Annotated in this window: 7 protein-coding genes and 3 pseudogenes; 8 read left to right on the forward strand and 2 right to left on the reverse strand. The window is 42.1% G+C overall.

Annotation, left to right across the window (positions count from 1 at the left end; translation table 11 throughout):
• The first annotated feature begins 16 nt into the window (after positions 1-16).
• The 5 genes from RRG12_RS02555 (at position 17) to RRG12_RS02575 (ending at position 6,240) form a co-directional block, all read left to right on the forward strand.
• Positions 17-406, forward strand: coding sequence for a DUF4904 domain-containing protein (locus tag RRG12_RS02555; RefSeq protein ID WP_420758233.1), 390 nt, complete (start codon positions 17-19; stop codon positions 404-406).
• Positions 407-476: 70 nt separating this feature from the next.
• Positions 477-1,484 carry a sugar phosphate isomerase/epimerase family protein gene (locus tag RRG12_RS02560; RefSeq protein WP_420758234.1) on the forward strand — a complete coding sequence of 336 codons (1,008 nt, stop codon included), beginning with the start codon at positions 477-479 and terminating at the stop codon, positions 1,482-1,484.
• 9 nt (positions 1,485-1,493) lie between these two features.
• A complete protein-coding gene (locus RRG12_RS02565; protein ID WP_420758235.1) occupies positions 1,494-3,440 on the forward strand; it encodes a galactose oxidase-like domain-containing protein in 1,947 nt (648 codons plus the stop codon).
• Between the two features lie 143 nt (positions 3,441-3,583).
• Entirely contained in the window at positions 3,584-4,609 is a 1,026-nt protein-coding gene (locus RRG12_RS02570) for an L-dopachrome tautomerase-related protein (RefSeq protein ID WP_420758236.1), read from the forward strand.
• Positions 4,610-4,812: 203 nt separating this feature from the next.
• Positions 4,813-6,240 carry a Dyp-type peroxidase gene (locus RRG12_RS02575; protein WP_420758237.1) on the forward strand — a complete coding sequence of 476 codons (1,428 nt, stop codon included), beginning with the start codon at positions 4,813-4,815 and terminating at the stop codon, positions 6,238-6,240.
• Positions 6,241-6,466: 226 nt separating this feature from the next.
• Here the strand turns inward: RRG12_RS02575 and RRG12_RS02580 are convergent, their stop codons facing one another.
• Positions 6,467-6,613, reverse strand: a complete 147-nt coding sequence (locus tag RRG12_RS02580; RefSeq protein ID WP_420758238.1) for a hypothetical protein — start codon at positions 6,611-6,613, stop codon at positions 6,467-6,469.
• Positions 6,614-6,660: 47 nt separating this feature from the next.
• On the opposite strand from RRG12_RS02580, the pseudogene RRG12_RS02585 reads away from it, so the two are divergent.
• Positions 6,661-8,318 (forward strand): annotated as a pseudogene (locus tag RRG12_RS02585) (IS1182 family transposase).
• A 269-nt stretch (positions 8,319-8,587) separates the two neighbouring features.
• A pseudogene (locus RRG12_RS02590) lies at positions 8,588-9,804 on the forward strand (IS1634 family transposase).
• A 287-nt stretch (positions 9,805-10,091) separates the two neighbouring features.
• On the opposite strand, the gene RRG12_RS02595 reads toward RRG12_RS02590, so the two are convergent.
• Positions 10,092-10,790, reverse strand: a complete 699-nt coding sequence (locus RRG12_RS02595) for a S1 family peptidase (protein WP_420758239.1) — start codon at positions 10,788-10,790, stop codon at positions 10,092-10,094.
• Positions 10,791-10,904: 114 nt separating this feature from the next.
• Here RRG12_RS02595 and RRG12_RS02600 point away from each other — a divergent pair.
• Positions 10,905-11,722 (forward strand): annotated as a pseudogene (locus RRG12_RS02600) (IS4 family transposase); the annotation flags it as partial.

Consider the following 11,722-nt stretch of genomic DNA (forward strand, 5'->3'; position numbering starts at 1 on the left):
TTTGGAATAATTTAATATGAACAAAGCAGAGATTATTGAAATTATTGATGAATATTTATGTGCTTTCAATTCCGGAGATTTTTCTCAAGTACAGTTTTCGTCTCAGCTAAATTTTATTAGTCCCCTTCGTGAAGAACCTATTGTAGGAAACGACATAATCATTGGGTTTCTTAGCGATGTTTCAACTCGCGTTGAATCTGTAAATATTATCGAACATATTATCGATTATCCTATGGCTTGTAGCCTGTTTGAATTTACGACAAATAAAGGGGATGTACTGACCCTTCTCGATTATTTTCGGTTTGATGAAGAAGGCATTGCTCTGATTTGGCCCTGCTTCGACCCAAAGCCTCTGATTGCCAATCCTCTCCTTTTACCCGAATTTCTCACAGGAAAAGTTAAATAACCGATTCTTGTCTGACTTTTGCCCTGATTATTTAATTGATTAAATATAAATAATAGGAAAAAATCATAACATGAGTAATCAGTCAATTTCGCGTGATATCTACTTAAGCTTTTTCATGTTCACTACTAATCTGAGACCTAATGACTTAGACTATCGTAAAATTATCATCAAGCACATTAAAGAGCTAAAAAATTTTGGCTACACTGGCTTTGAGTTTCCGATCACACCAGAAGAAACTCAAAATTACGCCAAAGACCTTGATGATTATACGAACCTCCGACGTGATATAGACAAAGCAGGATTACAAGAGGTAAAAATTACCACCAATGTCGGGGCGACTCGAACATTTGATCCGAGTTCTCCATATCTTGAACAACGGCAAGAAGCTTTAAAGTATCTTAAGTCACGGGTTGATATCACCGCCGCTCTCAGGGGTGAAATTATGATGGGTCCGATTGTTATCCCTTACGGTGTTTTTCCTGTTACAGACTTTAACGAGCCTATCTGGAGCGATCGCCTCCAAGAACATCTTGCAGTCCGCTATGCTAACGCCCAACCTATCCTGAATGAGTTAGGTGAATATGCAGAGTCCAAGAAGGTCAAATTAGCTATTGAACCGATAACTCACTGGGAAACCTCTGGCCCAAACAAATTGTCACAATTGATGGAATTTCTGGATGGAGTTTCCAGTAAACAAGTTGGGGTGGTTATCGATAGCGCCCATGAAACTCTTGATGGAGAGGGTCCGGAGATATTTCAAACACAAGTGAAAAACCTGGCTAAACAAGGACGACTTCATTACATCCAAGTCTCTCCTCCAGATCGAGGGGCTGTTCATACGAGTTGGCTTCCTTGGCAATCCTTTTTAGAACCAATTCTACAGGTCTATCATGGCCCGATAGCGGTAGAGATTTTCAATGCCATTCCTGCTTTTATCAACTCACTTCGTCTGACTCGACGTAAGTTCTGGATTCCTGGGGAAGATCCTGAAAATAATCATTACCTAAGTGCTTACGATATTGCCGAAAAGGCCATTGAGGCTACTCGAAGAGAATTGAATAAAATCGTCTGTAAATAGTACAAGCAGATGAGAATTAACAAATCAAAATGCATTGCAACTGTCTCAGTTTTTCTGGCTTTTATCCTGACTTTAGCTATTACTCTCTGTGGCTGGAAGCAGGCGATCGCCAGCCCAATAATTGGGACAAAAGAAGAAATGGGAGCATGGGAAACCATCCCTATGGCTTCTAAAGAAAACCTGATGCAGTCTATCCATACCATACTTCTTCCCAATGGAAAGGTGTTGAGCCTCAACGGTAGTAGCTTTCGCTCCACCTTAGTTAATGACAATGGGAAAATTAGCTTTATAGAGGGAGTCAAAGTTACGGACTATAACGTCGTTAACAATACCTCCCTTTTCGATCCTAAAACTGAGAAATTTGAGCGCATTGCTTCCCCACGAGCACTCCAATATGGAGAGAGCAACGATTTATTTTGCTCCGGTCATTTGCAACTAGCCGATGGTAACGTCCTTTTTGTTGGTGGGACTGGACGCTATTACCCCGGAGGAGCATTTACAGGCTCCAAGCAAGTCAACCTTTATAACTGGCAAACAGGCGAGTGGTCTACTTCAGGCCAACTCAAAGATGGACGTTGGTATCCTAGTTTAATTCCACTAGCCGATGGAAAAATAGTCATTTTTTCGGGTCTAAAATTAGAAGCTCCCAACCAGATTAATCCGAGCTTGGAAATCTACGACCCCAAAACACAAAAATTTCACTACATCGACCTCACAGGGATCAAGAACAGTCCTTTCAACACCAAACTCCAAAATGTTGATGCCTACGATAGCATAGACCTATACCCTAGGGTCTTTCCAACTGTTGATGGCAGACTTTTGATTACTGGGGATGAGGCTGGTATTGGCAACGTTTTAGTACTGCACGCCAGCAAAAAAAGCTATTTAATGTCTATCCATGAGAACGCACAGGGTAAATTTTCTGTCAGTTTTGAGGTTGGGCCTGAAAGGGGGGAGACTTCTAAAGCTTACGGAACTGCTCTGGCCGATCCTAACTCTAAAGATGTCTTGCTGATAGGCGGTCTTATTGGTACTAACGACATCAACTTTGGACGAGGGGGTAGAGAAAATATTTCAGGGGCTAGCGTTGTCTCTAGCCTACAGCGTTGGGTGTCTTCTGAAAAGAGTGGAGAAAAGAACGGCAAATGGGAAACTATCAAGAATTTCCTCAACAAGCCACGGGCTAATGTTCAAGCAGTGATTCTGCCCAACAAAGAAGTTTTGATTATCAATGGCGGTGAATATCCAGAATATAGGCCTGTCTATGAGCCTCTGCTGATGACTGCCGATCAAGATGCCCCTGGAGGCTATAAAACCAAGTCCATGAATCCCGCTAAACTACCCAGGCTCTATCATAATGGGGCGCTGCTGTTACCGGATGCTCGTGTTTTAATTATTGGTGGCAATGCCAACCGGACAGCACGAGAAGAAGATGGAACAGTTCATGTTGATATTCTGCGAGATCCCAAGCAATATTATAAATTAGCCAAGCTGAAGGACAAATCAGGTCAGGCTAAAGAGTTTGATCTTCAAGAGTATTACAAATCTCCTCAAAGTTATTTTGCTGAGGGCGATCCTGAACCCTTCGTTCCCTCTGAAATTTGGCAAGCGGAGATTTTCAGTCCGCCCTATTTATTCAAACCTGGTTCTCGCCCTGAAATTGTAAAAGCTCCTGAAAAGATTGGATACGGTCAATTTGGAACAATATTCGTGAAGAATGCAACTAACGAAGGTTCTGTTGTCTTGATTAAGCTGGGTTCAGTCACTCATTCTTTCGATTATGGACAACGACTGGCAGATTTGCCCTTAGAAAATGTTGCTTTAGGGGATGAGTCTTCCATCAAATTTAAAGCTCCAAAAAACGCGAATCTTTACCCACCAGGCTACTACATGATGTTTTACCTCAATGAATTAGGCAAGCCTTCCTATGCCAAGCTTGTCAAGCTTGGAGCTTAAAAAAATAGGGTAGTGGTGTAGATGTAGTGATTTTTAGTGAAAACAACGAACAGCCTAGTTGAGTTTTGAGTGCTGAATTCTTAATCGCATTTATCACTACCGATTTTGGGATTTGCTCAACTGTTTGTGAAATCGATAATATTATGGAAAATTTATCTAATCGCTTAGAGGTTGTGGCAAAATTGTCCATCCCTCCTGGCAACATCACCCTGACACCAGAAGGTCGGGTCATTCTTAGCCTCCACCAGTTTTATACCCCTGAAATTCCAGTAGCGGAACTTACCCAAGACGGTATAGTACCGTTTCCTAATCAGTCTGGGGAGGGAATCATTACCCTCGATACTGTGCTAGGCATCAAGTCGGATGACAAAGGGACTGTCTGGATGCTAGACAACGGCAATCGAGGTGAGTCAATCCCCAAACTGGTGGCATGGGACACCAACAGTAATCAATTGGCACGGGTAATTTACTTACCACCGCCTGTGACGCTAGATAGTTCCTTTGTTAATGATTTGGCAGTGGATTTGACCCGTAATGTTGTCTATATTTCTGATCCGACTGAGGGAAACAAGGCGGCTCTGATCAGGGTTGATTTGAACACAGGATTGGCCTCTCGCATTTTACAAGGACACCAAAGCGTAGTGCCAGAGGACATTGATTTAGTCATTGACGGCGTACCGGTGCGGATTAAGCAGCCTGATGAGACTGTAATTCGACCCCACTTGGGTGCCAATCCCATCGCCTTAGATGCAGAAAATGAATGGGTCTACTTCGGCGCTATGCACAGCACCAGTATTTACCGTATACGCAGTGCAGACCTTAGTAATGCTAATTTGAGTGAAGCTGAACTGGGCAGCAAAATTGAACGATACAGCGAAAAGCCAATTTGTGACGGCATTTCCATTGACCAAGACAACAATATCTACCTGGGAGACTTAGCCAATAACGGGATTGGGGTAATTACACCAGATCGCTCCTACCAAATGCTAATCACTGACGAGAAGTTGTCTTGGACAGATTCGTTTAGCTTTGGTTCAGATGGTTATCTATATTTAGATTGCAATCAATTACACCGTTCTGCTCCCCTTAATGCAGGGAAAGATGTTTCTGTGCCGCCCTATTATATTTTGCGTTTGAAACCTTTGGCTTCAGACATTGTAGGGCGTTGAATAAAATGTCTTGCTAACTGGGTGCCTAAGTCAGGAGGGTGACTTCCTGGCTTAGGCACCCAGCTAACCCCATCTAAATCAAAGATTTGAGATGCTGTTAGCGAAACCAACAAACAAAGCGCAAAGCTGCTTTAGCAGATTTACTTTTGTCTTTATTTGATGCGGCAACGGTTCAATCCTAACCTTAGAACAGGAGTAAATTAATGGCTCTTACAGCAGAAGACTTGAAAACCATACCAGAAGATGGAATTGACCCAGAAAATCCCGGCAAATACCAGGCTTTACTCGAAGATTTACAAGGTGACATTCTTAAGGGCCATGGACGGGACTATAGCGTGCATCTGTTTTTAAAATTCAAACCAGATAGAACTGATGCAGTCAAGCAGTGGATTCAAACCTTTGCCCAAGACTATTTAAAATCCGCCAAACAACAGTCTGATCAGGCAGTACGCTATCGACAAGAAGGAGTTTCAGGTGGTTTGTTTGCTAATTTCTTTTTATCCTGTAAGGGTTATGAATATTTAGGATTTGAGCCGTTTCAAATTCCGTCAGATCAGCCATTCCGCCTTGGAATGAAAAACGATGATGTCAGAAGTTCTTTAAACGATCCACTAGTTACCGAGTGGGAAAACAGATTTCAAAGCCAAATTCACGCCTTAGTGCTGATGGCAGATGACGACATTATAAACTTATTGCAAGCGGTCAATAGAATAATGCAACTACTGCGCCAAGTAACTGATATTGTTCACAGAGAAGACGGCTTCATCCTCAGAAATAAAGCAGGACAAATTATTGAACATTTTGGCTTTGTTGATAATATTAGTCAGCCTCTATTTTTGAAACGAGATGTTATCAGCGCCCGGACAAATAACTGTGACTTCAACACATGGAATCCGAGAGCTTCTCTAGATATCATTTTAGTCAAAGACCCTAATGGGCAAACTGAGGATAGCTACGGCAGTTATTTGCTTTACCGAAAACTCGAACAAAATGTCAAAGCATTTCGTGAGGATCAGCGACAACTAGCTCAGGTGCTAAACGTCAAAGATGACTTAGCAGGGGCAATGATCGTAGGTCGCTTCTACGACGGAACCCCACTGACTTTATCAGATATACCGACTTACGCAGTCACCCCAACCAACAACTTCAATTATGACACTGATAGAGTAGCGACTAAGTGCCCATTTCACTCCCACATTCGCAAAATGAATCCCCGCGGAGATACAGGCAGAGTGGAGTCTTCACCCGATTTTACCCAATCTTTAGAGGTGGAGAAAAAACATCGCATTGCCCGTCGGTCAGTCAGTTATGGGAATAATGATCCCACAAAAGAACCCGAAGCCGGCTCAGGATTGCTATTTCTCTGCTTTCAATCTAGTATTGAAAATCAGTTTAATTTTCTACAATCCAGATGGGCAAATGCTAATAACTTTGTTCAAGTAAACGTCGGATCAGATCCACTTATTGGCCAACCAGAGGGAACTCAAAAATGGCCAAAAAAGTGGGGCGAATCCGAAACTAAAGAATACAACTTTAAGCTGTGGGTAAACATGAAGGGCGGCGAATACTTTTTTACTCCCAGCATTAGTTTCCTGAAAAATATCGTAACTTCTAACTTTATCAAAAACTGACAGATGGCAGCTTGCCTTCTAGCATCTGAAATTTAGCCTGAGTGCAATTAGCGCAGGGGAGCAACGCGATTTTCTGAAGTTCTGACTTTTCCCGTTAAGTCTCGAAAAGCTTGTCTACAAAGGATTTAGGAAAAAGCACAGCATATACGGTGCAGTAATCGAAATTGGGTGTTAAAGGTGACAAACAATGCTGGACTGGTGGGATAAAAATTTTGCGACCTGTGAGCTAGGCAATAAGCCTGACGGCATGGCTACGCTTCTGACTTTCCACATCCCGTGAAAAGTCAGCACCTGTCACTGTAAGGATAAAATGGTTCTTGGCAACTTTTGATACTGCTGGCGAAATATTGCTTAACAAATAAGTTGCTGCCATCAAGAGTTATTTAGGATCTAAAAAGCGATCGCAAGAGGTATCGTTCGATGTCACTGAATCCACAACCGGGCTATACTGTACCAGCAGAAACTGCTAAAGTTGCCAAAGCCATTTTTCCAAAGGGTAATCTCTGCATCACGATGGCAGATCGCCTTGACTCCTTTGTGAGTGACCAAGATTTTAGTACATTGTTTTCTCACCAGGGACAACCTGGAGTATCACCGATGCGATTAGCTCTGGTGACAATATTGCAGTACATTGAAGGACTCACAGATCGTCAAGCCGCTGATGCTGTCCGAAGCCGAAGGGAATTGGAAGTACCTCCTGTGTTTAGAACTAACAGATAAGGGGTTTGACCATACTGTTTTGAGCGAATTTCGCACTCGCTTGATCGCTCAACAAGCTGAAAATATAGTGTTTGCTCAACTCCTTAGCTGGTGTCAACAACAAGGCTGGCTGCAAGCAAGAGGTCGCCAACGGACAGACTCCACTCATGTTGTCGCAACTATTCGGGCAGTGACACGACTGGAGTGTGCTGGAGAAACTCTGCGGGCTGCATTGAATGTGCTGGCCGTTGTTGCACCTACTTGGTTGCAAGCTCAAAGCCAGCCAGAATGGATAGAACGTTATAGCGAGCGCATGGAAGATTATCATCTACCGACTTCAAAAGCAGCGCGAGAGGAACAAGCCCATGTGTATGGCGAAGATGGAAAACAACTGCTCGATGCCATCTTTGATGGTCATAGTCCAGAATGGTTACGACAGGTTCCAGCAGTCGAAACACTACGACGAGTATGGGTACAGCAATACTATGTATGTAATAACGAGATTTATTGGCGAACAGAGCAAGGAATACCGCCAGCTACATTAATGATTAGTTCACCCTATGATTTAGATGCTCATTATTCAAAAAAGAATACAACATCATGGGTAGGATACAAAGTTCATTTGAGTGAGACTTGCGAACCCAATTCGTTACATCTGATTACAAATGTTGAAACGACGGCAGCACCCATCGCCGATGGTGATGTGACTGAAGCAATCCATACTTCACTTGCTAAGAAGGATTTGCTTCCCAGTAAGCATATCGTTGATACGGGATATCTAGATGCCGAATTGTTGGTAACTGCTCAACAACAGCATCAGATCCAATTGCTGGGACCGACCCGCAAGAGACCTACGCTGGCAATCCAGAGCAGGTAAAGGATTTGCAGCGAGCGATTTCAAAGTCGATTGGCTTCAACAGGTTGCCATTTGCCCCGAAGGTAAGACGAGTACATCTTGGACACCTGCAATTGATGGTCGAGACAATGAGGTAATTAAAATTAAGTTTGCACGAGCTGACTGCGCCACTTGTCCCAGCCTGCATCTATGTACTCGCACCAAAGAAAAGCGACGGTTGGTTACACTTCGTCCAGAAGCACAGTACAAAGCATTGCAAGCCGCACGAAAACAAGCAACGACCGACGACTATAAAGCAGACTATGCTCGACGGGCTGGAATTGAAGCAACTCTCTCTGAAAGCATTCGCGCTCATGGACTCCGCCATGCTCGATACATTGGATTAGCGAAAACTCATCTGCAACATTTGATGATAGCAACGGCAATTAACTTCAAGCGCATCTTTCACTGGCTGTCCGGTGTCCCACAAGCGACCACGCGAACTTTGCAATTTGCAAAGCTTATGGCTCAGTCGCTAGATTAAGCAATATTTCGCCACCAGTATCAAAAGCTGACAAGAACCACATTATGCTTGAAGTGACATAGTAATACAACCTACATTCCGCACCCAAAACTGGCACACAGAGAAAGCAGTAAGAAAATTAAGAACACTGGTAAAAATTGAGACAATAAAACCACAGAATTAAAGTTAATAGCCAGAATTAGGTTAAAAGTCAAAAAATAAATAAAATTAGCACTCTATAAGCTTCCATCATGAAAAGCTAAAAATAGTTGATGGGAGATAGTGTGAAAATGAATTCGCCCTTGAGCATTGAAGTAAAAAATCTAAATCACCTGGGGATAATAGCAGGAATTATTGATGAAATAGGGTTGGTAGACCAAATAAATAAAATACTTGGACAGCACCCGCAGTCCAAAGTAAGCGCGGGTCAGGCGGTCAAAGCAATGATACTAAACGGGTTAGGGTTTGTATCTGGAACATTATATATGTTTCCTAAATATATGGATAGCTATGCCTGTGAACACTTGATAGGAGAAGGAGTATTACCAGAACATTTAAATGACGACAGACTAGAAAGAGTATTAGACCAATTATATTTAAAAGGATTAAGTGGAATATTCACTTTGATAGCATTAGCAGCAGTAAAAAAATATGGAGTGGATTTATCATTGCTACACTTAGATTCTTCTTCATTGCACCTACACGGAGAATATAAAACTGGCTTACCCGAAGTAGCATTTGAAAAAAATGCTCCCACAGAGAATGAAGATAAGCTCCTAGAGTTAGCACCACAACCAATAAATATAACCTATGGTTATTCAAGAGATCATAGACCAGATTTAAAACTGAAGAATTTGCTTGTCATCGAGATGCCAAAAAAGCGGCATTACATCTATCAGAGCAATTAAAATATCATCGTTTGACTGAAATTAAAATATTTAAAAAACAGTTAAAGCCAGAGGGTAAAAGCAAAAATAACTCTCAGACTGATTGGAAATATTGCTATCAGATTTCAGCGCAGCTAGAACAGGATAAAGAGGCAATCGAAAAAGAAAATCGCGCTTCGGGAAAATTTATTTTAGCAACTAATGTTATTCATGAATTCCAACTGAGCCACTCAGACATGATTAAAGAATATAAAGCTCAACAATCATGTGAAAGAGGATTTGCGTTTCTCAAAGACCCTTTATTCTTGACAGACAGCATATTTCTCAAATCACCGGAGCGCATTGAAGCATTATCCATGATTATGGGTTTATGTTTGTTAGTTTATACTTTAGGGCAACGACAATTACGTAAAACTTTATTGGCTCAAAATCAAAAAATCAAAAATCAATTAGGTAAACTAACACCCCGCCCCACTCTCAGATGGATACTTCAATGTTTCCAAGGTATCCATTTATTAATTGTTAATGGTGTTTCACAAATATCAAACCTCTCTGATGAAAGATTAGGGATATTACAATTCTTCCCTAATGCTTGTCGTCGCTACTATTTATTAGTTTGATTGTCATTTCACTCAAGCTTTGCTTTTATCAACTTTTTTGAGTTACTCACTCTATTTTCAGTAACTCTACTTTTTCATGCAGTATTTTTTTATAACCATCCATTTTTTTCCAACTCCAGCTTAATTTTTAACTTTCCATCCCTCATGACTTTGGTTTTTTATCAAAAACTAACTCCCAAATTCCCTGTCATTTCTTTTGTGACAGTTTTTGGTGCGGAATCAGGGTTATCATCCAAGTTGAATGGGGGGCGCGGATGATGTCGGGCATTAGGGATAGCGTTATGTTGCTATACGCTTATACCTTTAGATTGTAAGTATTTCTTAGCGATGTCGCTTCGTATACTTTGCCTCAAAGGTGGCTTGAAATAATATGAGATTCCAACAACTTCCCCAGAAGCATTGAGGACGGGTCCCCCGGCGATGCCAGCCATTCCTCCAGGAGTGTCAAACTCAATTTCAAGAAACTGCTCGGATACAGCCCTTATAGTTCCGACAGCAGGTTGAATGGGTCCTCCTGAAATAGCGCCAATTGTAACAACTCTTGTGTTGCTCGGCGGAATGTTAGCAGCAAGATTAATACTTCTATAGTTGCCACTTTCAATCTTCAGTATTGCTAGATTGTCAGTAGAATTAAAATCTTGAAGTATTGCTGTTTTGGTGCTGCCATCCCACATCTCCACCGAGTATGTATATTTGTCACCATTACCAACATCTGAAACAACGTACCCAGCTGTTAGTATATGACCTTCTTTGGTTACAATAATTCCTGAGGCGACCACAGTCTGCCCTGAATTCGACACGCTCCTGATTCTCACTACGGCAGACTTGAAATCGTCGAATATTGATCCTAAAGCACCTAAGGCACTAGCTTTAGTTTGCTCTACCCCTGAGATGGCAATGCCTGATAAAGCGCTGACAGCCTGCTTCTTCTCTTGTGGATTGCTTGAGGATGCAAATTGCTTTAAGGCAAGCAATACCTTAGCCAAAAGAAGACGGTGAAGATATAGGGCGCTCTGTAGTAGAGTTATTGTCTACCACAACGACAACTCAAAAGCTACAATTCGCCCATGTTCGATATCCTATCACTCTTACAATGCCTATATTGGCGCGTACCTAGCAAGTCGTCAATAACTGAAGCCAGACAGCGTGTAGGGTGTAGAGTGATGAGCCGCTTATTTCATTTGGTAGTGCATCCTTGCGCCACAGTCCAAACCCCAGGGGCTTTTTTGGGGGGACTGCGGTTGATGGCACTAGACGGGACAGTATTTGATGTTCCAGATACAGTGGCAAATGCAAGAGTATTTGGCTACCCAGCAACACGCAATACGGTACGGTAGCTGCTTTCCCCAAGGTTCGTTTGGTACTGTTGATTGAAGCCGGAACACATTTAATCGTTGACGCACTGATGTGTCCGTACCGCATTGGCGAACGAGTCAGGGCAAAAAAGCTCTTACGCTCTGTAGAAAAAGGAATGTTGTTGATGTGGGATAGAGGGCTACATTCTTACAAAATGGTACAGGCAACCCTAAAACAAAAATGTGATTATTTGGGAAGAATACCAAAGAATGTCAAATTTACCGTAGAGAAAGTCTTGCCCGATGGTTCTTATCTGTCTTGGATTGCCCCGGACGGTAAATCTAAGAAAAAAGGTGGCACAAAAATTCTGGTTCGGGTAATTGAGTACACCATTGATACTGATGCCCAAGGGCAAACTTACCGTTTAATTAACAGTTTGACTGACGTTGAGTGCTTTCCCGCTTTATTGCTAGCTACAGAATACCATCGGCGTTGGGAAGTTGAGAGTACTATTGATGAACTTAAAGTCCATCTTTTAGGGCGTAAAACTCTGATTCGTTCTCTCAATCCCCGTGAAGTTGTTCAGGAAATATATGGCTGGCTACTTGGTCATTGGGCCCTT

It is taken from the genome of Nostoc sp. CALU 546 (assembly GCF_048836525.1).

Excerpts from the sequence above, each read along its gene's own strand:
- RRG12_RS02580 (WP_420758238.1), bottom strand. The coding sequence starts at position 6,613 with ATGGCAGCAACTTATTTGTTAAGCAATATTTCGCCAGCAGTATCAAAA.
- RRG12_RS02565 (WP_420758235.1), top strand. The coding sequence starts at position 1,494 with ATGAGAATTAACAAATCAAAATGCATTGCAACTGTCTCAGTTTTTCTG.
- RRG12_RS02570 (WP_420758236.1), top strand. The coding sequence starts at position 3,584 with ATGGAAAATTTATCTAATCGCTTAGAGGTTGTGGCAAAATTGTCCATC.
- RRG12_RS02575 (WP_420758237.1), top strand. The coding sequence starts at position 4,813 with ATGGCTCTTACAGCAGAAGACTTGAAAACCATACCAGAAGATGGAATT.
- RRG12_RS02560 (WP_420758234.1), top strand. The coding sequence starts at position 477 with ATGAGTAATCAGTCAATTTCGCGTGATATCTACTTAAGCTTTTTCATG.
- RRG12_RS02555 (WP_420758233.1), top strand. The coding sequence starts at position 17 with ATGAACAAAGCAGAGATTATTGAAATTATTGATGAATATTTATGTGCT.